At 59.7% G+C, this 26994-nt stretch carries 27 protein-coding genes; 3 read left to right on the top strand and 24 right to left on the bottom strand.

Annotation, left to right across the window (positions count from 1 at the left end; translation table 11 throughout):
- Window positions 1-291: helix-turn-helix domain-containing protein (locus DXC79_RS09365; protein ID WP_147327501.1), on the bottom strand; the 291-nt coding region annotated here is incomplete at its 3' end.
- 244 nt (window positions 292-535) lie between these two features.
- On the opposite strand from DXC79_RS09365, the gene DXC79_RS09370 reads away from it, so the two are divergent.
- The 3 genes from DXC79_RS09370 (at window position 536) to DXC79_RS09380 (ending at window position 3087) form a co-directional block, all read left to right on the top strand.
- Entirely contained in the window at window positions 536-1585 is a 1050-nt protein-coding gene (locus DXC79_RS09370) for an inorganic phosphate transporter (RefSeq protein WP_055251696.1), read from the top strand.
- Between the two features lie 67 nt (window positions 1586-1652).
- The gene (locus tag DXC79_RS09375) at window positions 1653-2276 is read left to right on the top strand and encodes a DUF47 domain-containing protein (protein ID WP_055251695.1); all 624 of its coding nucleotides are present in this window, start codon (window positions 1653-1655) and stop codon (window positions 2274-2276) included.
- 280 nt (window positions 2277-2556) lie between these two features.
- Window positions 2557-3087 carry a nitroreductase family protein gene (locus DXC79_RS09380; protein WP_117636003.1) on the top strand — a complete coding sequence of 177 codons (531 nt, stop codon included), beginning with the start codon at window positions 2557-2559 and terminating at the stop codon, window positions 3085-3087.
- Between the two features lie 164 nt (window positions 3088-3251).
- On the opposite strand, the gene DXC79_RS09385 is transcribed toward DXC79_RS09380, so the two are convergent.
- The 23 genes from DXC79_RS09385 to DXC79_RS09495 form a co-directional block, all read right to left on the bottom strand.
- Window positions 3252-3926, bottom strand: coding sequence for a DivIVA domain-containing protein (locus DXC79_RS09385; RefSeq protein WP_006234242.1), 675 nt, complete (start codon window positions 3924-3926; stop codon window positions 3252-3254).
- Between the two features lie 61 nt (window positions 3927-3987).
- Entirely contained in the window at window positions 3988-4275 is a 288-nt protein-coding gene (locus DXC79_RS09390) for a YggT family protein (protein ID WP_040358293.1), read from the bottom strand.
- Window positions 4276-4290: 15 nt separating this feature from the next.
- Window positions 4291-5013, bottom strand: coding sequence for a cell division protein SepF (locus DXC79_RS09395; protein ID WP_055251691.1), 723 nt, complete (start codon window positions 5011-5013; stop codon window positions 4291-4293).
- A 60-nt stretch (window positions 5014-5073) separates the two neighbouring features.
- Complete coding sequence (locus DXC79_RS09400) at window positions 5074-5811, bottom strand: YggS family pyridoxal phosphate-dependent enzyme (protein ID WP_089571590.1); 738 nt, start codon at window positions 5809-5811, stop codon at window positions 5074-5076.
- 119 nt (window positions 5812-5930) lie between these two features.
- Complete coding sequence (locus DXC79_RS09405; RefSeq protein ID WP_117636004.1) at window positions 5931-6788, bottom strand: PhoU domain-containing protein; 858 nt, start codon at window positions 6786-6788, stop codon at window positions 5931-5933.
- A 92-nt stretch (window positions 6789-6880) separates the two neighbouring features.
- The gene (gene pstB, locus DXC79_RS09410; RefSeq protein WP_089571588.1) at window positions 6881-7684 is read right to left on the bottom strand and encodes a phosphate ABC transporter ATP-binding protein PstB; all 804 of its coding nucleotides are present in this window, start codon (window positions 7682-7684) and stop codon (window positions 6881-6883) included.
- Window positions 7685-7696: 12 nt separating this feature from the next.
- Window positions 7697-8602 (bottom strand): phosphate ABC transporter permease PstA, encoded by a 906-nt coding sequence (pstA, locus tag DXC79_RS09415; RefSeq protein ID WP_055251684.1) that lies wholly within the window; start codon window positions 8600-8602, stop codon window positions 7697-7699.
- Between the two features lie 3 nt (window positions 8603-8605).
- On the bottom strand, window positions 8606-9532 hold the full coding sequence (gene pstC, locus DXC79_RS09420; protein WP_117564650.1) for a phosphate ABC transporter permease subunit PstC: 927 nt from the start codon (window positions 9530-9532) through the stop codon (window positions 8606-8608).
- A 1-nt stretch (window position 9533) separates the two neighbouring features.
- Complete coding sequence (locus tag DXC79_RS09425) at window positions 9534-10370, bottom strand: phosphate ABC transporter substrate-binding protein (protein WP_117636005.1); 837 nt, start codon at window positions 10368-10370, stop codon at window positions 9534-9536.
- Window positions 10367-11167, bottom strand: coding sequence for a polyphenol oxidase family protein (locus tag DXC79_RS09430; protein WP_117636006.1), 801 nt, complete (start codon window positions 11165-11167; stop codon window positions 10367-10369). The genes DXC79_RS09425 and DXC79_RS09430 overlap by 4 nt, the downstream gene beginning before the upstream one ends.
- A 210-nt stretch (window positions 11168-11377) precedes the next feature.
- Window positions 11378-12532, bottom strand: a complete 1155-nt coding sequence (gene ftsZ, locus DXC79_RS09435; RefSeq protein ID WP_055251674.1) for a cell division protein FtsZ — start codon at window positions 12530-12532, stop codon at window positions 11378-11380.
- Window positions 12533-12731: 199 nt separating this feature from the next.
- The gene (locus tag DXC79_RS09440; RefSeq protein WP_231501570.1) at window positions 12732-13520 is read right to left on the bottom strand and encodes a cell division protein FtsQ/DivIB; all 789 of its coding nucleotides are present in this window, start codon (window positions 13518-13520) and stop codon (window positions 12732-12734) included.
- Window positions 13521-13944: 424 nt separating this feature from the next.
- Window positions 13945-14856: a UDP-N-acetylmuramate dehydrogenase gene (gene murB, locus DXC79_RS09445; protein WP_117636007.1), complete on the bottom strand. Its 912-nt coding sequence runs from the start codon at window positions 14854-14856 to the stop codon at window positions 13945-13947.
- 5 nt (window positions 14857-14861) lie between these two features.
- The gene (gene murC / locus DXC79_RS09450; protein ID WP_117636008.1) at window positions 14862-16280 is read right to left on the bottom strand and encodes a UDP-N-acetylmuramate--L-alanine ligase; all 1419 of its coding nucleotides are present in this window, start codon (window positions 16278-16280) and stop codon (window positions 14862-14864) included.
- 97 nt (window positions 16281-16377) lie between these two features.
- Window positions 16378-17493: an undecaprenyldiphospho-muramoylpentapeptide beta-N-acetylglucosaminyltransferase gene (murG, locus tag DXC79_RS09455; RefSeq protein WP_117636009.1), complete on the bottom strand. Its 1116-nt coding sequence runs from the start codon at window positions 17491-17493 to the stop codon at window positions 16378-16380.
- A complete protein-coding gene (gene ftsW, locus DXC79_RS09460; RefSeq protein ID WP_147327502.1) occupies window positions 17483-19003 on the bottom strand; it encodes a putative lipid II flippase FtsW in 1521 nt (506 codons plus the stop codon). Before ftsW ends, murG begins: the two co-directional genes overlap by 11 nt.
- 9 nt (window positions 19004-19012) lie before the next feature.
- Window positions 19013-20419 (bottom strand): UDP-N-acetylmuramoyl-L-alanine--D-glutamate ligase, encoded by a 1407-nt coding sequence (murD, locus tag DXC79_RS09465; protein ID WP_117636011.1) that lies wholly within the window; start codon window positions 20417-20419, stop codon window positions 19013-19015.
- Between the two features lie 9 nt (window positions 20420-20428).
- On the bottom strand, window positions 20429-21448 hold the full coding sequence (gene mraY, locus DXC79_RS09470) for a phospho-N-acetylmuramoyl-pentapeptide-transferase (RefSeq protein ID WP_055251660.1): 1020 nt from the start codon (window positions 21446-21448) through the stop codon (window positions 20429-20431).
- A 3-nt stretch (window positions 21449-21451) separates the two neighbouring features.
- On the bottom strand, window positions 21452-22876 hold the full coding sequence (gene murF / locus DXC79_RS09475; protein WP_117636012.1) for a UDP-N-acetylmuramoyl-tripeptide--D-alanyl-D-alanine ligase: 1425 nt from the start codon (window positions 22874-22876) through the stop codon (window positions 21452-21454).
- Window positions 22877-23001: 125 nt separating this feature from the next.
- Window positions 23002-24702: a peptidoglycan D,D-transpeptidase FtsI family protein gene (locus DXC79_RS09480; RefSeq protein ID WP_370445766.1), complete on the bottom strand. Its 1701-nt coding sequence runs from the start codon at window positions 24700-24702 to the stop codon at window positions 23002-23004.
- Window positions 24703-24884: 182 nt separating this feature from the next.
- A complete protein-coding gene (locus tag DXC79_RS09485; protein ID WP_117636013.1) occupies window positions 24885-25355 on the bottom strand; it encodes a hypothetical protein in 471 nt (156 codons plus the stop codon).
- A gap of 90 nt (window positions 25356-25445) precedes the next feature.
- On the bottom strand, window positions 25446-26411 hold the full coding sequence (gene rsmH / locus DXC79_RS09490) for a 16S rRNA (cytosine(1402)-N(4))-methyltransferase RsmH (RefSeq protein ID WP_117636014.1): 966 nt from the start codon (window positions 26409-26411) through the stop codon (window positions 25446-25448).
- 20 nt (window positions 26412-26431) lie between these two features.
- Window positions 26432-26866 (bottom strand): division/cell wall cluster transcriptional repressor MraZ, encoded by a 435-nt coding sequence (locus tag DXC79_RS09495; protein WP_035137949.1) that lies wholly within the window; start codon window positions 26864-26866, stop codon window positions 26432-26434.
- Between the last annotated feature and the right edge of the window lie 128 nt (window positions 26867-26994).

Here is a 26994-nt window from a genome sequence, read left to right on the forward strand (position 1 = left end):
CGAGCAGCCGTAGCCCCTCCTGTGCGAGCAGCCGTTGCAGCACCTCGGCCACGAGGAGAGCCTGGGGCAGGCCCCCGACAGGTCCGCGGGAGCGGGCTCGCCGTAGCGCGAGCGCGGCGCCGTGACGTAGCGGTGCGCCGCCACCTCCCTGGTCACGGTCGATGGCGACCTGCCGAGCTCCGCGGCGATCTCGCGGGCGCTGCGGTTGAGGTCGAGCATCCTCTCGACCGTGTTCCTCTCATGCCTCGTGAGCCTCCCGTACGACCTCCCGGACGGCTTCGGTCTGGACATTTCGGCCTCCCTCCATCGCGGGCCGGGGGATTCCGGCCCCTCTGGGGTTGCCTACCCGGATTCGCGCCTCAGGACTCAGCGCAACGCGTTGCGCTGAGTCCTGAGTCTGTTGCAATGAAGATGAGAATCAAGGAGTGCCAAAAAATTCACTTCTCCCATCAGAACTCGGTAAAGAAACCCGCAGGAGGTGATACGATTTATCATGTTTCTGTAACGTGCCTGCAAACTTCGAGAAAGCCCATATATGGACGTAACGTTCTCAACCTTCCTCGGCCAACTCGTGTCGAACCCAGTCCTTGCCGTCACCGTGATCCTCGCGCTCGGCGCCATCTTCGTCAATGGATGGACCGACGCACCCAACGCCATCGCGACCTGCGTCACTACGCGTTGCATGCCCGCCCGCGCCGCTATTCTCATGAGTGCCGCATTCAACTTCCTTGGCGTGCTCATCATGACGCACTTTAACGCGAGCGTCGCCAACACCATCTCCCATATTGTCGACTTTGGAGGAAATAGCACCATGGCGCTCGCCTGTCTGTGCGCGGCGCTGTTCTCCATCGTCGTCTACGGCGCCACAGCGTCGCGTTTTGGCATCCCCACCTCGCAAAGCCACAGCCTTATCGCCGGCCTGACCGGTGCCGCCATCGCCCTCGGCGGTGCGAGCAGCGTCAACGTCCACGAGTGGATGAAGGTCATCTACGGCCTGGCGCTCTCCATCGGTCTGGGCTTTGTCATGGGCTGGGTCCTGTGCAAGCTCGTCTCGATTCTTTTCGCCGCCGCCAACAGGCGACGTGCCAATGTCTTCTTTAAATACGCTCAGATCGCGAGCGCTGCGGCCATGAGCTTTATGCACGGCGCGCAGGATGGACAGAAGTTCATCGGCGTGCTCTTTTTAGGCGTGGCCTTTGCCAGCGGCCAGACGAGCGTCGGCGATGCCGGCATCCCCATCTGGATTATGCTGCTATGCTCGGCCACCATGGGCATCGGCACCAGCGTGGGCGGCGAGCGCATCATCAAGTCCGTTGGCCAGAGCATGGTCAAGCTCGAAAAGTACCAGGGCTTCTCCGCCGACCTGGCGGGTGCCGCGAACCTGCTGCTTGCCACCCTTACCGGCATCCCCGTGTCCTCCACGCACATCAAGACCTGCGCCATCATGGGCGTCGGTGCCGTCAAACGCCTCTCGGCCATCAACTTCGGCGTCGTCAAGGACATGATGTTCACCTGGTTCTTCACCTTCCCCGCCTGCGGACTCATCAGCTTTGTCATGGCCAAGCTGTTCATGATGTTCATCTAGTCAAACCGAACGTCCATCCGGACCGTAACACCTCGCCCACCCGTCTTCGCCTCGAAAGGACCCACTCATGGCAAAGAAACCCGATTCGTTCTACTTTGACAACTACGTCGCCTGCGCCGACCTCGCCGTCCAGGCCGCCGAGCTGCTTACCAAGATTTTCGAGAACTTCGATCCCGCAAAGATTCACGATATGCTCGACAAGATGCACGCGATCGAGCATGCGGCCGACAAGAAGCACCATGAGCTTGAGGACGCCCTGCTCACCGCCTTTATCACCCCGCTTGAGCGCGAGGATCTGGACCTGATGAGCTGCTCGCTCGACACCGTGCTCGACCGCATCGAGGGCGTCGTGCAGCGCGTCTACTTCACCAACATCCAGAGCATCCATCCCGATGCCATCGTGATCGCCCACAAGGTGACCGACGCCTGCCGCGCCATGAAAGACCTGATGGTCGAGCTGCCTAACTACCGCAAGTCCAAAACGCTGCGCGAGCTCGTCATCCAGATCAACACCATCGAGTCCGAGGCCGACGAGCTCTATATCAACGCCATGCGTAACCTGCACGTTAACGGCAAGGACCCGCTCGAGGTCATCGCTTGGCGTGACGTGTACGCCTTCCTGGAGTACTGCGCCGACTGCTGCGAGAATGTGGCCGATGTCGTGGATTCGATAGTCATGAAGAACAGTTAATTAGGGGTACGTGTCCCGGCGGCGAAGGGCCGGCCACGGTTTGCTTTCTCACTCCGGCTGCGTAGCAGAGTCGTTCGAAAGTAAACCGTGGCCGGCCCTTCGCCTTACGTACCACCATTGGGAACCTTGGCTGATACTTTGAAAGCGATGGGGCCTTTGTTGACAGGACCTTGGGGCCCGATTGGAAACTTTGGGACCGCCTTAAACGTTTGGTTGGGCAGGGCTTTGGGTACCCTTTGGTTTACTTTGGATTGATTCGCTGACTTTGGAGGGTTTGGTTATGTCGTATTTGGATCTGGCTCGGTCTCGGTATTCTTGTCGCGAGTTTGAGGATCGTTCTGTTGAGCGGGCTGTGGTGGATGCCGTTGTTGAGGCTGGGCGTATTGCCCCTTCTGCTTGTAATAATCATCCAACCCGTGTGATGGTGTTGGATACGCCCGAGTTGTTGGAGAAGGCTGCTGCTTGTCAGCCTCGGTTTGCTCGTGATGGGTCTATCTTTGGAGCTCCGCTTGTCTTCCTTATTTGCAGCGTTACCGATGATGCTTGGGTGCGCCCGTATGACCAGATGAATTCCAGTGAAATCGATACGTCCATCGTGTGCGACCAGATGATGATGGAGGCCACCGAGCAGGGCCTGGGAACGTGCTGGGTATGCCATTTTAAGCCTGAGGTGGCACAGGAGCAGTTCAATCTGCCCAAGTGCGTCTATCCCTATCACATGCTCGTCTGTGGCTATCCCGCCGACCACATCGCCGATCCCGAGCATCGCGAGGCCCGCACTATTCCCCTCTCCAACTTCCTCCTCAAGTAGTTTTAGACATACCTTAAAATCTACCTTTTACCACGCGCCCTTCGCCGAGTTCTGTCCTATCTAATGCAGAGCTCGGCGTTTTGTTTCCCAACCCGTATACAGCCACAAAAAAGGAGCCCGCAGGTGCGAGCTCCTCTTAAGGACACTAGATTGTAGCTCTGATGCTAGTCCAGGTCGTCGGCAGCAAAGTTGTCGATCGGGGCGAAGGGATCGGCCACGGGGACAACCGGGTCAGCGACGGGCAGCGGCTCGGCGGGAACAGTCACTGCAGGAGAAGCGGCAGAACCGACCGGCGTGGAGGCCATGAGGTCGGCCGGGAAGGAGTTCTGGGCATCGTCCATGAAGTGCTGGATGAGCTTGAGATACTCTGCCTTGAACTCCTCACGGGAAGCCTTGAGACGATCGATTTCCTCGAGCTCGGCCTGCTTTTCGGTCAGAGCCTGGCGGATAACCTCGCGGGCCTTAGCGTCAGCCTCGTTGCGGATACGCTCAGCGTTCTCGTTGGCATCGTTGACGATGGTCTCAGCGGTCTGCTGGGCAGCGATCAGGGCAGCGGAAATCTGGCGCTCCTGAGCGGAGAAGTCAGGGGCGGGAGCAGCCACAGGGGCGGCAGGAACGGCCTGGGCGGTGGCATCCTGAGCCTGGGCAAGCTGAGCCTGTGCATCGGCAAGCTGCTGCTCGGTAGCAGTCAGACGACCCTTAAGGTCGACGATCTTAGCGAGCATAGCGTCAACCTCGGAGGACAGCGTCTCCAAGAAAACGTCGACCTCGGCAGGATCGTAGCCACGCTTGGCCTCAGAGAAAGTCTGAGCCTGGATGTCTGCAGGGGTAATAGCCATAACAAGTCTCCTTTTTCATCGCCTCGGCGCTACACGCCCGACGTAAGTTACTAAGTCAGTTCTATACGAGTATACCTATAAGAAGCTGCAGAACCAGCCTCTGCACCAACTGCAACGCAATAATCGCAACGACCGGCGAAAAATCGATACCGCCCATCGGCGGAATGAAACGACGGAACAGGTTGAGCCACGGACCGCACACGCTATCAAGCACCGCAGCAATATCCTGAAGCAAACCACCCTGCTTCATGGGAATCCACGTCATAAAGCAGTAGACGACAATGAGCGTGGAATAGAAGTTGAACAGCGTGTTGACCAGCTGGACGATAGTGTAGATGTTGATGGGAATCTCCTCGTCTTGTCTTTACTTAAGGTAGCCGTCGGCACGAAGCTTCTTGAGATCGGAATCTTTGACCTCGCAACCGGCGGGCAGCACCATGAACACGCGGTCGCCTACCTCCTTGACCGTGGCGCCCAGACCGCAGGCAAAGCCGTAAGAGAAGTCCAAGACGCGCTTGGCAACTTCGGTGCGTACGCCCACAAAAATCAGTGCGACAGGCTGCTTGGTGCGAACGCGGCGCACCACGGTCTCCACGTCGTCATAGCTCTCGGGGCGCAGGACATAGGCCGGCAGCTGCGGCGTGGCGTTGATGATATTGCTCGCATAGGCCGAGGCATCGCTCGGTGCAGGCGCGGGCGCAGCGGCGGCACGGGCGCGGGTGTTCTCGGCGTAGCTCGACGGCGTGTCATAGGCACCAGGACGATAACCGCTCGCAACGCTGTCCTGCGAGCGCGAAGGCGGGTTATACGTCGTGGCATGACGGGAGTCATCGCCGACAAGCTGACCGGAGCGCGTATACACGGCAACCGACTCAGCTTCACCGCGGCGCGTCTGGCCAAGCAGGCCGTTGCTCGGCTCGTCTTGGGTGTAGAAGCCCTCGCCCGAAGCACCGCTGTAGCCGTTGCCCTGATAACTATCGTCATAGCCGTCATCGTAGCCGTAGTCGTCGTCCTGGCCATAACCCTGGTCGTAACCCTGCTGGCCGCCCAGGTGCATCTTATTTTTAATCTCGTCAAGGAAGCCCATGGTTGTGTCCTCTCGCGGTTTAGTGCAGGCACCCCGATAATCAGTGCGCACTTCAGAGCCTTATTTTACTGCAAACTCCGGGCTAAATACTACCCTGCCCAGGCGAACGAGCGTAGAGCCCTCCTCAAGGGCAGGCTCAAAGTCCTCGCTCATGCCGCAGGAAAGCTCAGGCAGGTTCAAATCGGGATGCGCCGCCTCCAGCTCATCCCTCAGCTCACGAAGCCCCGCAAAGGTGCGGCGTGCCACATCCTTATTCCCCCGGGGCGCCATAGTCATAAGCCCCTGCACGCAAATTCCCTCGAGCTCCGCAAGCTCACCCGCGGCAGCGCGAATCTCATCGGGCGAAAAGCCTCCCTTCGACTCCTCACCACTCACATTGACCTCGATGAGCACACGCTGGGGGCCGGCGAGCTCGCCTGCCTCAATCTTGCGGACAGCACGGCTCGAGATCGCCTGCGCCAGATGCAGCGAACCCACCGAGTGAATCAGCTCGGCTGAGCCCAGCACCGCATTGATCTTATTGGTCTGCAGGTTGCCGATCATATCGAAGCGCACCTCGGGCAGCTCCGGATGCTCCGCCAGACCCGTGAGCTTGCGAACCAGCTCCTGCGGGCGGTTCTCGGCAAAATGGCGATACCCCGCCTGGATGGCGGCAACGGTCTCATCGACACCAACGGTCTTGGACACGGCAATGAGGCGCGCGGCGTCGTGGGGGCGGCCCGCGCGATCGAGCGCCGCATAAAAACGTTCCAGAATCTGCTCGCGGCGAGCGCGCATCAAGTCCAAATAGTTATCCATTGCCAATCGCCTCCGCTGACAGCCAAACAAGTAGTCCCATGCTAACGCAAGAGCGCGGCCCCGCATGTGCAAGGCCGCGCTCACTTAGGTATTTACAATCTTTCGACGAACGGGGCTACTTACTCCTCGTCGTCCTCGCCATCGTCCTCGTCCTCAAGATGATCGAGCAGGTAGCGAAGACCCTCGCTGACCTCGTTAACGGGCACCTTGGCAACGTAGCGAGCGTCGACGGCGGGCCTCATGATAACACCCTCGCCCGAAGGCACGCGCATGCTCTCGAGCTCATCCTCGTCCACACGGGCGATATCGCCGGCGTTCATACGCTGACCAGTCAACAGGAAGGTCAAACGGCAAGCGGCATCGATGGAAATCGAAGCGATGCGATCGAGGTAGCGCGAAACCATGATGGCGCGGCGCAGGTCGTCATAGTTGCTGTCGTCGTCCATAAAGTCGCCCGTATCCATACGGTTAAAGGTGCGGAAGAACTTCTCGTAGGCGGCGTGCACTGGCTCGTCCTCGACGGCCAGGTTGCAGATGATGGACATGTCATTGGTGACGAGCGCAGAAAGCGAAGAGCCCAGCACCTGGTAAACAGCTTCGGCCTCGGCCTCAACCGTACCGACGAGCTCCTGGGGCAGCGAGATGTCGGCCTTGATCATATGACGCGTGGCACGGCAGATCTGACGGACCTTATCGGTCATGCGCTGCAGGTTAAAGTCGACGTAGATGATCGTCTGAAGCAGGCGGAAGTCGGAGGCGACCGGTGACTGCGTGGCGATCAGGTTGTAGCAGACGGCCTCCAGGTTGGCGCAGCGCGCGTCAATCGAAAGCGTACGTTTCTTGGTCTTGGTGGCGAGCTTGCGGTCGTCGGTCACATAGGCCTTCACGGCATCGTGGAGAGCCAGATCGACGGCCTCATAGATGCTCAGCATCTCGTGACGGGCCTCGACGAGCTGACGGGAAAACAGTTTGCGCATGGTTCACTCCAATCAGTTGGGTGCGGTCATGCAGCCCGCACAGTGAATACGCACCGGACCAGGTCCGATCGGCTTGGGACTAGTCGCACCGATCAGCCAAAGCGGCCGGTGATATAGTCTTCCGTCCGCGAGTCCACCGGGCTGGTGAAGATCGCGTCGGTTTGACCATACTCGATGAGCGTGGCGGGCTCGCCGGCAACTTCCTGCAAGAAGAATGCGGTGTAGTCGCTGATACGAGCTGCCTGCTGCATTGAATGCGTGACGATGATGATCGTCATCTCGGGCGCCAGCTCGGCCATCAGATCCTCGACCTTAGAGACGGACGTGGGGTCGATGGCGGAGCAGGGCTCGTCCATCAGAAGGACATCGGGTTGCACCGCAAGCACGCGCGCGATGCACAGACGCTGCTGCTGACCGCCCGAGAGCGCCAAACCATCCTTGTTGAGCTGATTGGATACCTCTTTCCAGAGGTTGGCGCGCTTGAGCGATTCTTCCACGATGTCATCGAGGTCGCTTTTGCTAGTCACGCCCTGCAGACGAGGGCCAAAGGCGACATTCTCGTAGATGGATTTGGGAAACGGGTTGGGCTGCTGAAAAATCATGCCCACGCGACGACGGAGGTCGACCGGGTCGACGCCCTCGGCATAGATATCGTTGCCGTCGAGCGTCATGGTGCCCTCGACGCGCGTACCCTCGATCAGGTCATTCATGCGGTTGATGCAGCGCAAAAACGTCGACTTACCGCAGCCCGAAGGGCCAATGAAGGAGGTGATGGCGTTTTTAGCGATGTTGAGGTCGAGCCCCGTCAGCGCATGAAAGTCACCGTACCAAAAGTTGAAATCCTTGGCCGTAATGGCCGCTTGCTCCAGCGTGGGAGCGGACTGATAAACGGACATGGGACTCCTTAACTAGCGACGCTTGCGCGACAGGAAGCGCGCAAACAGGTTGAAGGCCAGAATGATCACCATCAGCAAGAGCGCGGTGCCGTAGGCTGCGTTCATGTTGATGCCGTCGTTGGCAAGCAGGTACAGGTGAACGGTCATGGGGCGGCCGGAATCGAGCGGCGAGATAGGTAGATTGATGGCCTGGCCCATGGTGTAGAGCACCACGGCGGTCTCGCCAATGGCACGGCCGATGGCAAGGACAATGCCCGTGGCAATACGGCCAAAGGCAGAAGGAAGCACGATCTTGGAGACAACCTGCCACTTGGTGGCGCCCAGGCCATACGCGCCCCAACGGATATAGCGCGGAACGGCGCGAATGGCCTCTTCGGTGGTGCGCATGACGATGGGAAGCATCAAGAGCGCGAGTGCCAGAGCGGCCGAGACCATCGAAAGGCCCAGACCCATAGCCTCGACAAACAAGGCGTAGCCAAACAGGCCCATAACAATGGAGGGCACCGAGGCCAAAGCGTCAGCAGCGTAGCGAATGAGCTCGACAATCTTGCCCTGCTTGGCGTACTCGGCCAGATAGACGGCTGCCAGCACAGCGATCGGCGTGCAGATAAGCATGGCGAGCGCCGTCACATAGACGGTCGACACGATCGTGGGCCAAATACCGCCCTCGGCGTTGACGCCCTGGGGCCAACCGAAGATAAAGTCGAGCGAGATGTGTGGCAGGCCGTTGATGACCACGTAGGCGATGATAGCGACCAGCACCAGCGTGGTGATGTATGCCGCGGCACGGAACACGCCAAGCATGATCTTGTTGGACAGGTCCTTGTTGATGCGGCCCTTCTTGCCGTGGGAAAGGGCACGCTTGATGCGCTCGCGCGACGAGGTCGTATCGACCGTCGTGTCAACGGAATCGGACATAGCCTACCCCCTCTTCTTCTTGGAAACCAGGCGGACGATGCCCACCAGCGTGGCGGAAATGATAAACAGGACCACGCCCATGCCGAACAGCGCCGAGCGGTGCAGACCCGAGGAATAGCTCATGTCGAGCGCAATCTGGCTCGTGAGCGTCGAGATGGGGCTCGCAATGCTGTCGGGAATAACCGGGGCGTTACCCACGACCATGAGCACGGCCATGGTCTCGCCGATGGCACGGCCCATACCCAGCACGATGGCATCCACGATACCCAGCTTGGCGGCAGGTAACACGACCTTATAGATAGTCTGCCACTTGGTGGCGCCCATGGCATACGATGCCTCGCGAATGCCCATGGGAATGGAATTGAGAGCATCGATGGTAAGCGTCGTGATGGTGGGCACGATCATAATGGCGAGCACGAACCACGCCGTCAGCGCGCCAAAACCAAGACCGCCGGTCAGTTGTGCGATAAACGGGCGGATGATGATCATGCCAAAGAAGCCATAGATGATAGAAGGGATGCCGGCCAACAGGTCAACGGCAGGGCTGATGAGCTTGCGCACGCGCTTGCTGGCGATCTCGACCAGATACACGGCCGTGCCCACGCCTAGGGGCACACCCATGGCGAGCGCGCCGACGGTCACCAGACCCGAGCCGGCAAGCAGCGACACGATGCCGTAGTGACCCTCAGAGGGCGCCCACGTAAAGCTAAAGAAGTCCGCCAGACCGATGTCGGTAAAGACGGGCAGCGCCGAGTACGTGGTAAAGACAAAAATCAGGATGACGGTAACAACCGCCAAGAACGCGCAGGCAAAGAAGATCCACTGCAGCGCCTTCTCCTTGATATAGGTGCTGCGCGATACGAGCGCCAGCTCGCGCTTCTTGGGCGCCTGACCATTCTGCTCAGTCTGGGAGTTTTCCTGTGCTTCCATGCTACTCACTCCCCTTCTCGTCGTTGGTGACGGGGATAAAGCCCGCCTCGCGAATCTGCTTGTCCATCTTTTCGGACGTCACATAGTCGATGTAATCCTGCGCCTGCTGCGAAGGCGCACCCTTCACAAAGAAGTAAAGGTCGCGTGAGATGGGATAGCCGCCGCTCGCGACCGTCTGCTCGGACGCCTCAACATGATTGACCGAGACGGCCTTGACCGAGGTCTTGGCGTTGAGGCTATCGACGAAGCCCAGCGAAATGTAGCCAATGGCACCGTGCGAACGAGATACCACGTCGCGCACCTGGCCCGTGCCCGAAAGAACGGCCGAGCGGCGATCGAACGGGGTGCCGTCCATCACGATGGTGCGGAATGCTTCACGCGTGCCGGATGCCTCGTCTCGGTTGATGACCTGAATCTTCAGGTCCTCGCCACCGACCTCTTTCCAATTAGTAATCTTGCCGGCATAGATATCGCGGAGCTGCTCGGTCGAGAGGTTATCGACCGGGTTATCGTCGTTCACGATGACCGCGATACCGTCGTGGGCAATGACGATGGGAGTCAGGCCCAGATCCTGTTCGTCGGCATTGAGTCCACGGGAGGAGCTGGCGATATCGGCCGTGCCAGCGCTGACGGCTTCGATGCCAGCGGAAGAGCCCAAACCGGAAACGAGCACGTCGATGCCGGTCTCCTCCTTAAAGCCCTCTGCCGCAATTTCGGCGATAGGAAGGCAGGTCGTGGAGCCGGCCACGGTAATGGAAGAGGTAGAAGATCCCGAAGAACAGGCGCACAGCGTAAGCGTAAGCACAGCGGCGCTCAGGACCGATACGATCTTTCTCATAGCATCACGCCGATCGCAGCATGGCGCCCACAGGTGCCGTCCTCGTTACGGTAGGAATAAAAGCGGTCGTTCTGGCGCACAGTCGAAAGCTGGGTATCCACGATATTATCCGCGTCCACACCGGCATCTACCAGCGCCTCACAAATGGCAGCGGAAAGATCGAGCATGCGAGAGGCACTCGCATCGATGCAAGAGAACTCGACGGCAAAGCGATCCATGAGCTCTTGGGAAACCTCGTACTCGTCACCCAGGATATGGGGCCCGATATAGGCGGAAACGTCGCTCGCATCGCAGCCGGCAGCATCGCAAAGCGCCTGGCACGCCTTGGCAGAAATACGTGCAATCGTGCCCTTCCAACCGGAGTGCACCACGGCAAATCCGCCAGGGGCCACCAGCACCACGGGAACGCAGTCGGCAAAGCAGAGCAGCACGGGCACGTCATGGGCCGTACAGACGATGGCATCGCAGCCCTCGGCAATCTGCTCGCGAACAGCCTCAAGATCGTCGGCGCCGTTCGAAGTCACCGTAACGATATGGTCACCATGTACCTGATTGGGCACGAGCAGATTATGCTCGCACTCAGTGGCGCCCATAGCTTCGAGCGCTCGACGACGATTTTCTTGAACAGCAAAGGGGTCATCGCCTACATGCGAGCCCAGGTTGAGCGAGGAGTACGCATCTTCAGAAACGCCACCGGTGCGCTCGGTAAAGGCAAAACGGACATCGGATGTCGCGCCCTCCACCAACGTAACTCCATCATGGTCGACACGCGAAACGTTGTCCGCACGTGCTGCCATACTAAGGCCTCCTAATAACACAAGTACCGCGGCGTCGCCGCGCAGTCCGCGTTTATACGGCTGTCATACTTCCTTAAAAGGATACCCGCAGCGGTAGGGACCAAACGTAAAGGGAACGTAAGGAGATTGGAGGCTTTCGTTTACAAACGAGAAACAAAACGGGGTGCATCCAAATGGACACACCCCGTGCAGGTCGTTGAGAAAAACGAACTAGAAGCTGCCGCGCTTCAGGAAGTCGGGAAGCTCGAACTGGTCGTTGCCAAAGTTGGGCAGCTCGGTACCACCGACGTTGCGGGTCGGAGCGGCCTGAGCCGGGCTGGCAGCCGGAGCGGTGCGCTGCGGCTCAGCGGAGGCAGCGGCCTTGCTCTGAGACTGCTGAGCAGCAAAGAGCTCGTCCTGACGGTTGACGTTGGAGTCGGAGAAGCCCGTAGCGATGACGGTGATACGCACCTGATCGCCCAGGGACTCGTCGACAACGGTACCGAAGATGATGTTGGCCTCGGGGTCGACGGCGTTGGCGACAACGTCGGCGGCATCGCTGATCTCCTGGATGCCCAGGTCCTTGGAACCGGCGATGGAGAGCAGCACGCGCGTGGCACCATCGATGGAGCTCTCGAGCAGCGGGCTGGAGATGGCCTGCTGGGCAGCATCGACGGCACGAGTATCCCCAGAAGAGGTACCGATACCCATCATGGCGGTACCGGCCTGCTTCATGATGGTCTTAACATCGGCGAAGTCCAGGTTGATGATACCGGGGACGGTGATGAGGTCGGTGATGCCCTGGGTGCCCTGGGAAAGAACGCCATCGGCAATCGCGAAGGCCTCGAGCATGGTGGTCTTCTTCTCGGCGATGTCGAGCAGCTTATCGTTAGGGATGACGATCATGGTGTCGACGCAATCGGAGAGGGTCTTGATGCCCTCCTCGGCGCTCTTCTTGCGCTTGCGGCCCTCGAAGGTGAAGGGCTTGGTCACGACGGCGACGGTCAGTGCGCCGACCTCGTTCATCGCGATATCGGCAACGATGGGAGCAGCGCCGGTACCGGTGCCACCGCCCTCACCGCAGGTGATAAACACCATGTCGGCGCCAGCGAGCGCCTCGGCGATGTCGTCGCGGGACTCATCGGCAGCCTTGCGGCCAACCTCGGGATTGGCGCCGGCGCCCAGGCCGCGGGTAAGGTCGGTGCCGATGTGCACCTTGATATCGGCATCAGAGATCGCGAGTGCCTGAGCATCGGTGTTGATGGCAACAAACTCGACGCCGCGGATGCCCTCTTCGATCATTCGATTGACCGCGTTGGTACCGCCGCCGCCGACGCCGACCACCTTAATGACGGCAAGGTAGTTGTTGATCTCTGTCTCGTGCATGTCGGTCCTCCGAACAAAGGTTATAGCCATAGCATGGGTCGACCCCTGCGCACATTAACCTTCAGGTTGAAAGTAAATGCAAAGGTAAACCGTATTATGTTTGCACATTATGAACGTATCAGTCAAATAATTGACCGCGAAAACCAAACAAACCAGATAAACGGCGTGGTATGGCCCCTCAACAAAGCATCAACCAGCGCTACGAGGTCGGAGCATTCCTAAATGTGTAGTTGCCCGGAGAGCGCACATTGATATACGTTACGCCCTCTACCTGCGAAAGCAACTTGGTGACTACGCGTTCCTTCTTGGCGATATCGTCCGAATCGCCCAGCGACACCTCAATGCCGTTATTGAGGTTTGCCGAGATGGCTTCGACCGAAGGCGTGGAAATATCCTTGACTTGTCCCAAGAACTCGCTCGAAAAACCACGCACATAATCCAGGCCGGCCTTAACGGCTTTGGAGTTCACCGCCTGGCCGGAAACCGGAGCGACATCCGCCGAGACATCAGTCAACAACACCGCGCCATAATGCTTGGCGAGCGCCAGCGCGGCATCGATTCCGGTCAAGGTATTTGAGCCCTGCCCTGTCGTGATGACGTTGCCCTGGTCGTCCACTTCGACCGACGTCGACAGCGGGGCGATCCAGGTGTCATCGTCTCCGATAGCCCAGGCAAGGTCGTCGGAGCTGATATACGCAATGGCGATAACTTTACGCTCCGTCGGCGTGATGATAAGCGTATGGGGAAACTGGCGCTGGACATCCACGCCCGAAACCCACGGGTTCTGCTTGAGATCCTCGGTAATCTGGTCGGGATCGACGTTAAAAAGCGACGTTCCCTCGGGCAAGTCAATCAGCTGGATAGCATCGTGCTTCGTCACATGCTCGCTGCCTTGAATCTGAATATCAGTGGCAGTAAACAGTCCAGAGTTGATCACCACGATGGCAACGACGACGAGCACGGCCAAGACGGCCAGAACGCCGCCCACGATTTTGCCTTTGCCTGTAACGACAGAAGCGGCATCTGATGTTTTATTTGCCATCGCTCCAAGTGAAGATAACGGGTTGAAACCTTTTTTACTCGAAGGCTTCTTGGCGGTAGCCGGCACCGATGTAAGCGAGCGCGGTTTCGATGCGCCCAGCGTGAGACCTGGACGCGCCGCTTTAGTTCCCGTCGAGGGCTTGGGAGCTGCCATGGGACGGGCAGGCTTGGCGCCCATAACAGGCTTTGACGTCACCGAGGGACGCGAGGACTTTTTTGCGGCCGGACGATTACCGAGCTGCGAGCCGACGACCGGACGACTGGTCTGTCGAGCATGCCCGACAGACTTAGAGTGCGCGACGGTATTGCGTTGAGGTTTGGCAGGCGCGCCGGAACGCCCTCCGGCGCGGCGGAAGGTGGGTTTCGATGCTCTAGAAGCCGAGGAATTTAACTTCCGGTCTGAGCTCGATGCCATACGCCTCCCTCACCTTTCCGTGCACATGTCTGATAACCGCGGCAACGTCATCGGCCGAGGCAGTTCCGTTATTAACGATAAAATTAGCGTGAACGGGCGAAACTTCCGCGCCGCCAATCGAAAAACCCTTTAATCCACAATCCTCGATAAGCTTGCCCACACTCGCATCGGGCGGGTTGCGAAAGACAGACCCGCAGGATGCGCGACCCATGGGCTGCGTACGCTTGCGCCTTGTAAGGTACCGCTCCATGCGCTCACGAATGTCGGCCTTGGGCGCCGGTTTAAGCTTGAGCACGCACTCGAGGATGATCTCATTGCGGGGAAGGCTACATTCGCGGTAGCCCCAAGAGATCTCGGACCCCGCATAATGCTTGATACCGGATGCCGGGTCAAACGTTACGACATCCTCAACCAGCGAGCCAATCCACTCGGTCCGCGTGCCGGCATTCATAGATATCGCACCGCCGACCGAACCAGGAATGCCAACGGCAAACTCAAGGCCCGAGAGGCTACGCGACAGGGCATCGTTGACCAGGCGCGCAAACATCACGCCCGCACCGACCGTCAGCGTACAACCGTCATCGGCAACAACCGTGCGCTGGAACTCACGTCCGAGCGAAATGACGGCACCGCGATAACCGCCATCGGCAACCAGCAGATTGGAGCCCTTGCCGATGATGACCCACGGCACCTGCTCGCGATCGAGCACCGCCACGGCGCGGCGGAGGGCATGATAGCTATGGCACGTCACAAAGAGGTCGGCCTTGCCGCCGATACGATAGCTCGTATGACGCGCAAGGCGCTCGTCCTCGATCACATCCGTGTCGATCATGCCCGAGAGCGCCATGACGGCGTTAAACAGACCCATTAGACTTAAGCGTCTTTCTTGGCAGTCAGATACTCAATGAACTCGGGACCGACGGTCGTAACGTCGCCGGCACCCATGGTGAGCAGCAGGTCGCCCTCGCCCACCATCTGCTCGAGCTCCTGATTGAGCTCAAGACGGCTGGAGCAGTACACGACCTCCTTGCCAGGATGCTTGGCGCGCACGGTATCGGCGAGCATCTTAGAGGTGACACCCGGAATGGGCATCTCGCCAGCCGAGAACACATCAATCAGCAGCAGTTTATCGGCATTGGCAAATGCATCGGCAAAGTCGTCGCACAGGGCCTGCAGGCGCGAATAGCGGTGCGGCTGGAACACGACGTCGACGTGCTTGTAACCCAGCGACGAAGCGGCAGCAAGCGTCGCCTTGATCTCGGTGGGGTGATGGCCGTAATCATCGACCACGGTGATGCCATCGATATCGCCCACGTGGGTAAAGCGACGGCGGACGCCCTCAAAGCTCGAGAGCGCCTTGGCGGCGGCGTCGATGTCAAGGCCCAGGACATGGGCGACGGTGAGCACCGCCGTGGCGTTGAGCATGTTGTGGCGACCGGGATTGCTCTTGATCTCCACAGCGCGCTCAGTGCCGTCCTCAAAGCGAACGATAAAGTCACTCTGGATGCCCTTGACATCCGGGTGCATGCAGACGATGTCGTTGCTCTCGGCAAAGCCGTAGGAAAGCACGTGACGGCCCGTCGACTTGGCGAGCTCGACCAGATGCGGGTCCTCACCGCAGACGATGACGGTGCCGTCCTCGCCCACCAGGCTCATGAATTTGGCGAAAGTTGCCTCGATCTCCTCGATACCCGAGTAGTGATCGAGGTGGTCGGCCTCGACGTTGGTCACAATGACTACGTTGGGGTTCAGGAACAGGAAGGAGCTGTCGGACTCGTCGGCCTCGGCGACAAAGTAGTCGCCCGAGCCGTTCTTGCCGTTCGTGTCATAGCCCTCGACGATGCCACCGATCAGGAAGCTCGGATCCAGACCCATGCGGTCGAGCATGGTGGCACACATCGAAGACGTGGTGGTCTTGCCATGCGTGCCGGCAACAGCGACGGTGGTGTAGCCGTGACCCAAAGCAGAGAGCATCTTGGCACGGGGCCACACGGGAATACCAAGCTCGCGAGCGCGCACGAGTTCAGGGTTGGACTCCGGAATAGCGGTGGAGACAACAACCACGTCGGGCTTGACCTCGTCGATCGTGGCGGCCTCATGGCCCACATGCACCTTCACACCAGCGCGGGTAAGCTGGCGGATATAACGTGACGTCTTAAGGTCGGAGCCGGTAACGGCATAACCGCGCTCGTGCAGAACGAGGGCGATGCCGCTCATGCCGGCGCCGCCGATACCGATAAAGTGGGCGCTCTTAAACTCGGGCGCGGAGGTTGCAGTCTGGGAATCAGCCATGTGCTCGTGTACTCCTTGCGTAAACACTGCCTGTAACCCGTTAACTGTACCGCACCTACCGCATCAGCGCGAGGGCGACCGAAGATATCCCGTCTAACTAACGCAAACCCTCTACTGCATCCGCCAGAAGAGCGGCGGCTCTATCCTGAGCCAGACCACGCGCCGCCTGACGCATGGCGTCGCGCGCCGCCGCGTCATCGACCAGGTGCAGCAGCTCATCGGCAAAGGCAGAACCGTCGATATCGGCATCGGCGCAGAGCACGCCGGCCCCGGCGTCGACCAGATAACGGGCATTGGTGGTTTGGTGGTCGGCCGTGGCGTGCGGGTACGGCACGAGTACCGAGGGCACGGCAAGCGCGGCGATCTCAGCCACGCTCGAGGCACCGGAACGCGAGAGCACCAGATCGGCCGCAGCCAGCATATCGCCCATGTTGTCGATATAGGGCTGGACACGATAGCGCTGCGCCTCCTCGGGCGTCAGCGCCAAAGCGCGCTCGGTCTCCTCAAAGCCGTCGGCACCCGTCGAATGCAAAATGTAGAGATTCTCGCGGGTCAGCAGCTCACCCTTGAGCGAGGCAACGCGCTCGTTGAGATGCTGTGCACCAAGTGAACCGCCAAAGACGAGCAGAAGCGTCGCATCCTCGGGCACGCCGAGCGTCTTGCGACCGCGGGTGCGATCGCCCTCGATCACCGAACGACGCACAGGATTGCCCGTCATGAGCACATGGTCGGGGTCGCCCTCACGCTCAAAGACCGTGCGGGCCGCAGGTACCGAAATGCACACGCGGGCGGCATGCGAGTTCATCATCTTATTGGCCAGACCCGGAACAGAGTTCTGCTCGTGCAGCAGATACGGAACGCCGGCGTCCTTGCACCAACCCAGCAGCGGGACCTCAACGTAAGCACCAAAGCCGATAGCGGCATCGGGCTTACCGACCTTCGAGAAGTGACTGGCAAGCGCACGCTTCGCCTTGTTGACGCGCCACAGCGAGGTCAGCGCCGTCCAGGGACGGGAGCGATCGAAGCCCGTAACTGTGATGGGCACAAAATCGAATCCGGCCTCGGGAACCAGACGACCCTCGAGCTTGCGCGATTGGCCCACGAACACAACGTGATGACCGCGGTCACGCAGTTCCTCGGCCAAGGCGAGCGCGGGGTTGATATGTCCTGCCGTGCCGCCAGCTGCAATAGCAACGGTCATCTTATCGGTCATGGTAATCCCTTCGTACACGCGGCCCCTGGTCATCGGTGCGCAAACGCGCCGACGGGTCCGAATTCAAATCGATTCGATTATATCCGCCGCCCGCATTGCGAGGAGTGGGGCGCTGCGGACGACCTTGCGGCGCTGTTCGCTGACGCGGACGGGCCGCCGGCTCGGTCGCAGAGCCATCCAGAACGGTAAAGCCGTTACGCGAAGATCGCTCGCCGCGCACATGGGGCACGCCGGCGGTACTCTCATCCATAACGGCAAAGCTCTCGCGGCGACGGTCGTACTCATCGCGACGGGCGCTCTCATACGAAACGCGCAGGATCAGACCGGCAAGCATAAGCGACACAATAATCGACGAGCCGCCGTAGCTAATAAACGGCAGCGGCTTACCCGTCATGGGAAACACATTGAGAATGCCCAGCGCGTTGATCAAAAACTGCACCGCAAGGATGACCGCGGAACCCGATGCCATAAGTGCTCCGCGACGATCGGTCGCCTGCTCAGCAATGCGAAACGCCGAGTAAATCAGCATCGCAAACACCAAGAAGAACAGCACGGTTCCGATAAAGCCAACTTCCTCGCCGATAATAGCCAAGATGTAGTCGTTGTGCGCCTCGGGCAAATACGAGTACTTCATGGTGGAGTTGCCGATACCACGGCCGAACAGTCCGCCCGAGGCAAACGCCATGATGGCAAGCGTGGCCTGATAGCCGTCACCATATTCGTCTGCCCAAGGATTCCAAGCAACCTGGACACGCGTCATACGATACGGCTCGGCGATAAGAGCAATCGCAATGACGGCGATGCCGGCAACAACCGTCCAAACGATATATTTGGGGTCCAATCCCGCAAACAACGCCATGCATATGAGGGTCAACAAAATGATCAGAACGGTACCGAAATCGGGCTGAACAAAGATCAGGAAGAGCGAAATTCCCAGGTAGCCGCCCATCTTGCGAAGAAACTCGTTGATGTTGCCGCCGGGCGAAAAGATACGGTCGAGCATGATTGCCGAATACGCGATGGCGAACGGCTTTAAAAACTCAGACGGCTGAAACTGAATACCGGCGATGTTGAGCCAACGCGTGGCGCCACGACTGCCGCTACCCATAAAGAACACCAGAACCAGTAGCCCCATCATGCCCATGAGGAAGATCCTGAGCACGTCTTCCCCAAACCAACTGTCCGGTAAGATGCGCACGATGGCAACCATAGCCAGCACGCCAACTCCGGCAAACGCGGCCTGTCGAAATAGGAAAAACGTCGCCGAACCGTTCTCGTGCAGCGCCTCGACCGAAGATGCCGAGTACACCATCAGCAAGCCGAAGCAAACCAAGCTAAACAGGCAGGCCATAAATATCAAACGGGGGCGCATGATGCGGGCGGGGACGCCGGCAATATAGCGCTCACCGAACGTCTGCCCGCCGCATCCGGAACGCGTCGTGCTACGCAGCGAGGAAGCACGGTCCGAGTCGGGCCTCCTCATATCACTTCGGGGGCTCTCCTCTCTCACCGGCAACCCCTATTCCGTTTGCGATTTCGCTGCTGCGGCAAGCTGGGCCACGTAGTCCTTAAACACGCGACCGCGCTCCTCGTAGCCCGAGAACTCGTCGAACGAAGAACAAGCGGGCGAAAGCAGGATCACGTCGCCGCGGCTCGAGAGCGAGCGGGCAACGTCAACGGCATCGCGCAGGTCATCGGCCTGGGCGATATCCACGTCACCATCGACATCGGCCTCGTCCATAGCAGCGGTAAAGCGCTCGCGCGCATCGCCAAAGCAAACGACTGAACGCACGTTGTCCATAACGACGCGGGCAAAGTCCGCAAGCGGTGTGCCCTTATCGTGGCCGCCGAGCAGCAAAATCACATCGTCGTCGGAAAACGCCGTCAGGGCCTTTTCGACCGCATCGGTGTTCGTTGCCTTGGAATCGTTGACGTAGCGCACGCCATCGATCTCGCCGCAGGGTTCCACGCGGTGTTCGAGCGGCTGGAACGATGCCAAACCGCGGCAAATGCCCTCGGGATCGGCACCGACGGCCAGAGCAGCCGTGGCGGCACATAGGGCATTGATGACATTGTGATGGCCCGAGATCTTGAGCTCGGATGTGGCGACAAGCTGAGTCTCGACGCCTTTCAGGCGCACGATCATCTTGCCGTCGCGCACGAAGGCGGCGTCTGCACCCTCGGGCTCGTCAAAAGCGACCTTGCAGATGCGGCGGCCCGGTGTGTAGATGTACTCATCGAACTCATGGATGCCGGCATCCTCAACGTCGATAACCACGAGGTCGTCGTCGACCATATTCTCGAACAACTTGATCTTGGCAAGCGCATAGTTCTTGTGGCTCTTGTGCCAGCCCAGGTGGTCGGGCGTGATGTTGAGCAGCACCGCCACGCGAGGATGAAGCTCGGCGGTCGTAGCAATCTGATAACTCGACAGCTCAGCCACAAACCACTCATTGTGTGCGCGGCCGTCGATCTCGTTCACCGGCGGCTCACCGATATTGCCGACGGCCACGCTGGCTTCACCGGCGGCCTTGAGCAGATAATCGGTCAGCGACGTGGTAGTTGTCTTGCCGTTGGTGCCCGTGATGGCGATCCAATTTTGGGGAGACAGGCGATAGGCAAACTCGGGCTCGCCCATAATCTGAGCGGCATGCTCACGCCCGGCCTTAAAGAAAGCCGAGAACTCCGAGATTCCCGGGCATGTCACGCACACGTCATAGGCACCCTCGACCTGCTCGGTGCCGTAGACAAACGACGCGCCCTGCGCCTCGAGCGCACGTGTGGCGTCATTGGGCTCGGAGGTACCGCCGCCATATACGGTAACGGCGCTCACGCGCTCGGGGTGAGCCAGCGCCCAACGGGCGACATCGAGACCGGATTTACCCTGCCCCAAAACGAGCAGGCTAAAGACATCAGCAAGAGGCATGAAAGACCACTATCCCAACTGGAAGAACAGGGCGAGGCCAACGGCGCCAAAGGCCGCGGCGATAATCCAAAAACGGATAACGACCTTGGTCTCGGCCCAGCCCTTCTTTTCGAAATGATGATGAATGGGCGCCATAAGGAAGACGCGCTTGTGCGTAAAGTGGAAATAGACGACCTGGATCATGACCGACAGAGTCTCGACGATAAACAGACCGCCGATGATGAGGGAAACGACTTCGGTGTTGGTCATGATGGAGGTGCAGGCAAACGCGGCACCCAGGGCAAGCGAGCCGGTATCGCCCATAAAGATGCTCGCCGGGTAGCAATTGAACCACAAAAAGCCCAGGCAGGCACCGGCGCACGCCGTGCAGAAGATGGACAGGTTCACGTCACCGTGCAAAAACGCCATGGCGGCCATGGCGAGCATGGCGATCATGGAAGTGCCGCCGGCAAGACCGTCCAGACCATCGGTCAGGTTCACGGCATTGGAAAGACCGGCGATCATCAGCCAGCAAAATACAATGTAGAGCCACGGGAACGAAAGGCCGCAGATGGTGGTCGAAAGAACACCGAGGTCAATCGTCAGGCCGCCGGGAAAACGAATCTCGGGGGCGACGCCGCACCAATTGACAGCGAGCACGGTAAAAGTGACGCAGATGATGGTCAGACCGATCATCTTGGCGTGAGGCGTCAGACCGAGCGAGCGACCATGCGTGACGGAGGTCAGGTCGTCGATGAGACCCAGAACGCCGGTGGCCAGCGTGGCAAGCAGCACGAGCACGAGCTCGGTGGTGAGCTTGCCCATCAGCAGGCAGGTCAGCGAGATCGCGACAAGGATGATGACGCCGCCCATGGTGGGCGTACCCTGTTTAATCAAATGACGCTTGGGGCCGTCGGCTCGGACCTGTTGGCCGATACCCTCGACCTTCAGCAGCTTGATCCACCACGGCATAAGCAGCAACCCAATGGCAGCAGCGATGCCAAGTCCCAAAAAGGCCTGATACGTAGGATACGAGGGATTGCCGAACATGGGCTAGCACACACCTTCCACAAAGCGGTCGAGCTCAACAAAACGGGAACCCTTGACCAATACAACATCATGATTTTCAAGCGCGCCGCCCATGCGGTCGAGCACCTGCTGATAATCGGAGAACACCTGGATGCGGTCCTCATCCATACCCATCATACGTGCGGCATCGGCCATGAGCTGAGCCAGCTCGCCGCCGACGCACGCGAGCATGTCGAGCTTTTTGGCGGCGGCATAGGCGCCCACGAGTTCATGCATGCGGGGAGCCTCGTCGCCCATCTCGCCCATCTCGCCCAAGATCGCCATGCGCGAACCGTCACAGATAAGCGAGCACAGCAAATCGAGGCCGGCAGCCATAGACTCGGCACTGGCGTTGTAGGAGTCGTCGATGATGCGTGCTCCGCTCTTGGCGCGCTTGATCTCCTGACGGTGGCCGGTGATCGTAAGGCCCCTAAAGGCAGCATCGATCTGCTCGGGCGTCACGCCCAGACGATAGGCGACCGCGGCGGCCTTGACGGCATTGGGCACGGACTGCACACCGGGAATGGCCAGCATGGTATCGACCGTGTCGCCCTGACCAAAGTCGAGCGTAAAGACCGGATGGCCCTCGTCGTCGACGCGAATGTCGCGTGCGCGGACCTCGTCGTCGTCCGAGACACCGGCCAGCATCACGTCAATACCCGCAGGCTGGGCGAACGTATCGCGAATGAACGGCGTAAAGTCGTCCTCGCCGCCCAAAACCAGCAACGGCGAGAAGTCGCCGGCGGCGCACATGCCCTGGACAATCTCGGACTTGGCGCGGGCGATGTTCTCGCGGCTGCCCAGGATACCGATGTGGGAGGTTCCGATCTTGCTCACAATGGCAAGATTGGGGTTGGCAGACTGGGACAGGCGCTCAATCTCATGAAAATGGTTCATACCCATCTCGAGCACCAGAACCTCGGTATCGGCCGGAGCGGAAAGCACCGTGAGCGGCATGCCGATCAAGTTGTTGAAATTGCCCTTCGTGGCCCAGACGCGATAACGCTTGGCGAGCACGGCGGCGAGCACGTCTTTGGTCGTCGTCTTGCCAATCGACCCGGTAATGCCGACGACCAGGCAGCCAAGCTCCAAGCGATATACATGCGCCAGGCGCAGCAAGAACTCCTCGGGGTCGTCGGTCAGCAAGATGGCGCATCCCTTGTCCTGCGCCAGCGAAACCAGCTCGGCATCGGGCTCGCGCGTCATCACGACGGCACCGGCACCCGACTCGATGGCACGGGAGGCAAAATCATTGCCGTCGACCTTTTCGCCGGGGAAGGCGACAAAGATCGTCCCCTCCTCGACCTGACGCGAGTCGATAACGCACCCGCGGCATACTCGATCGACTTCTTCCGTCACGGTTCGGGCCCCCGTTGAGGCCGCGAGGTTGTTGACGGCGATCTCTATCATTGCAGCTCCCCTGTAAACCTAATAATGCTATCGGCGTATTGTATCCCAGTGCCATGCGCGCGTGGTGCAGGGCATGTGAACACCCTTCAGATCAAACGGCAGACCACGCTCAAGATTGTAACCCCCTACTTCGTGCGCGGGATACCCAGCACGTCGAGCGCGTTGGCCATAATGGACTGGAATGGCACCGCGGCGGCATCCGAGCCGCTCGGTGTTCCATCGAGTGTGATATAGCACAGCACCTTGGGCGATTGTGCCGGCGCAAAGCCCATAAAGGACGACATATAGTTCTCCTTGAGGTAACCCCCGTTCTCGTCAGCACGCTCGGCCGTACCGGTCTTGCCCGCCACGTCATAGCCATCGACCGCACCGCCAACGCCCGTGCCTTCGGACACGACCGTCTGCATGCACGATGTCACCTGGGCGGCAGCGTCGTCCGATATCGCACGCTCGCCTTCGCCCCAGTCCTTCTCATCGCCCTTGCTGGACTTATAGAAGTGCGGAGTCATCATCACGCCGCCGTTCGCGATGCCGCCCACGGCACGTGCGACCTCAATCGGCGAGACGGACAGCGCCTGGCCAAAGCTCATCGAGCCCAGCGTGGCGCCGTCGTACTGGTCGCGCTCCTTGACGATACCCAGACTCTCACCCGGAAAATCGACACCGGAGCTATGACCAATGCCCCACTTGTCCACATAGGTGGCAAAATCATCGGCACCGATCTTGCGTCCCACCAGAACAAAGCCCACATTGGACGAACGGCGCATCATCTCACGCACGTCCATGGTCATGGTGTAGTCGCGCTTATCGGCGTCGGTAACGGTGTCGTCGCCGACCTTAATGCTCGCCGGCACCTCAAACGACGTGCTCGAACGCACGGCGCCCAAGTCGAAGCCGGCACCGGCCACAAGTGTCTTAAAGACCGAGCCGGGCTCGTAGGCATCGGTAACCAGGCGCAAGTTCATGTCCTCGGTCTTGGCGTTTTCCAGATCGGTCTGGTCATATGTCGGATACGAGCATGCCGCCAGAATCTCGCCCGTCGTGGGATCGGTGACCAGGGCCGAGCCATTCTTGGCCTTGGTCTTTTCGACCGCCTCGGCCAGGGCGTCCTCGGCGGCACGCTGGATATTGACATCGAGTGTCGTCACGATGTCCACGCCGTCCACCGCGGCAACCTTTTTATAGGCGCCGCCCGCGATATAGCTACCGTCCCTCGCCCGCTCGCGCACCAGCGAGCCGTTCGTTCCGGTCAAAAGCTTGTTGTACTGCTTCTCAAGGCCCGTCAGACCGTCGTTGTCCACGTTTACCACGCCAAGCACCTGCGATGCCAGGTTGCCATAAGGATATACGCGCTTCATGGCCTGCTCAAAGAGCACGCCGGGCAGATTCTTCTTCTCCAGCGCCGCAGCATCGTCCTCGTCCACCTGGCGTTTGATATACACCCAGGTGCCATCGGACATAACGAGATCACGACAGGTTTTCTTATCGATGCCCGTAGCTTTGACCAGTGCCGAGACCGTCTTGTCAACGTCCTCGATAAGCTGAGGATTCACGGCGATGTTGCGGCATTCGACCGACGACGTCAGCACGTTGCCGTTACGGTCGTAGATGGTACCGCGCTTGGCATACAGCGTCTGCGCAAGCAAGCGACGTGCATCGGCACGGTCGCGTAACTTATCGGCTTCCACGATTTGATAGTCGGCAAGGCGAAGGACGCCCAAGCCCAAGCCAAACCCGATGAAGCCCATGACGGCTTTGCGACGGGGCAGCGGCGTGCCCGTGAGCCATTCGGTCGACGAGCCCTTGCGCGATCTGGTGTTATGCATTTGAGGGCCACTCGAGCCACGGAGACGCGACGCAGGGTCGTTGCCATAGGACGGCCTCGCGTTGTAAGATGGCCGACCCGTTCCTTGATAACCAGAACGTCCCCGCGATGAGGGACGTCCAGAACCGCGACCCCGGTCGGAGCCGCGGCGATAGTCATTTGTCATACTCAGCTACCGTCTTGTTACTGAGCGGTCGCGGTCGAGCTAGCGCCCGCGGCTGCATCCTGCGAAAAATCAAGTGTAACGCTCTCGCTGGGCTCCACCATGCCATAAGCGCCTGCAAGGTCGCGAATGCGCGTGTCGGCACCATAGACCGAATGCATGACCTCCAGGTCGGAGCTCTCATCGGTCGCCTTCTCGAGCGTGTTGGTAAGCGCGGCATTGCTGTTGAGCACCTGGGCCGTAACGCCGGCGAGCGCCACACGGGCGACACCGATCGTCATGAAGATGGCCGCAATGATGCAAAACGTTTTAAGAACGCTCATGAAAACCGGGCTTACCGCCTGGTTTGCCTGACGGCCCGCGCCCGTGTAGACATCAAAGCGCGGCGTGCGCTGCTCGCGGGGAGCAGCGGGAGCCTGCGGTGTCTCACGATAGGCGGGCATGGCGCTCATATCATAGGCGAGTGCTGCGTTTGAAGTGTTGTAGCCCATGATATGCCGCCTCCCATCCCGAGTACGTTGGTAGTGTGTTTAAGCTTCGTTTATGGTGCGAGCGGGAGGTCCAATATCGCGCGGTCGCGTCTACAGACGCTGCGCCACGCGGATCTTGGCTGATCTCGCCCGAGGGTTGCGCGCAACCTCATCGGGTTGGGCAACCAGGGGTTTGCGGGTGATGACCTTGAGTATCGGCACGTTGCCGCACACGCACACCGGAATCTCCGGCGGACACGTGCACCCCTGGCTCATCTCCTTAAAGTGGTTCTTTACGATACGGTCCTCGAGCGAGTGATACGAGATGACGCAGATGCGTCCGCCCGGGTTGAGCCACCTTGTGGCGGCGTCTAGCCCTCGCTCGAGCACATCGAGTTCGTGATTGACCTCGATGCGAATGGCCTGGAAACTTTTCTTGGCTGGGTGTCCGCCATGCCGACGAGCGGCAGCGGGGATACCAGCCTTGATGATCTCGACAAACTGACCGGTGGTTTCGATCGGCTCATGCTCGCGGCGGCGCACGATCTCACGCGCGATCTGCGAGGCGAACTTCTCTTCGCCGTAGACGCGTAGAATCCGGGCGAGGTCGTGTTCGTTATAGGTGTTGATGACCTCAGCTGCGTTTAAGGTGTTGTTACCCGGATCCATCCGCATGTCCAATGGGGCGTCCTCGTTGTACGAAAAGCCCCTGCCAGGGATATCGAGTTGCGGCGACGAAACGCCCAAGTCGAACAGGAAGCCATCGACCCCGGGCACCTCGGCCGAGCAAAGCAGCTCGTCCAAGTCGCCGAAGTTGCCCTTCAGCAGCTGGTGCGGTACGCCGGGAACCTCGCGGTCCAGACGGGCGCCAGCGGCCTCGAGGGCCATGTCGTCCTGATCGACGCCGAGCAAAAGGCCGGTCTCCCCCACCTGCGCGGCCATCTTTACCGAATGGCCGGCACCGCCAAGGGTGCAGTCGCAGACGACGGAGCCGCTCTTTAGCTGCAGCGACTCAAGCACTTCGCCGAGCATGACAGGTTCATGCCGATATTCTTGTGTCAAGATCCCACGCTCCATCCGTTACTCGTGCCTTGCCCTTACGAGAAGAAGAGGTCCAGCAGGGCCTCGTCATCATCGTCCTCATCGGCCGTAGCGCGGTCCCAAACCTCAAGGTGGTCGTAGTTGCCCACAACCGTGACCTCGCGGTCGAGGTTCGCCTGCTTGCGGAGAGACTCAGAAAGACCGATACGACCCGCGCTGTCCACATCCATCGACGTGGTGCGCTTGTTGATCGCCCTCATGAGCTTCTGGTCGTTGATGTCACGCGGGTTAAAACCCTCGTGGCCCTCACGACCCGCGAAGAGTCCTTCGACCCACTTATCGAAGGCCTCGGCAGAGAACACGTACAGAGCATCGACATCCAGGGCTTTAAACACGCGAACGTGCTCTCCAAGCTCCTCACGAAGGGGTGCAGGCAGGGACAGACGACCTTTTGCATCGAGATTGCGCTCGTATGCACCCGTCATTCCCATGTGCGCCCTCCCCTCGGTTACTCAGATGGCACGTACGCGGGGAACCACCCCGCCTGTCGACGTCATCAATAATATGGGGAACCGCCCCATTTTTCAACACCTTTCCCCACCCCTTCCCCCACCCCTCC

This window comes from Collinsella sp. TF08-11AT (assembly GCF_003437035.1).
Taxonomy (GTDB): domain Bacteria; phylum Actinomycetota; class Coriobacteriia; order Coriobacteriales; family Coriobacteriaceae; genus Collinsella.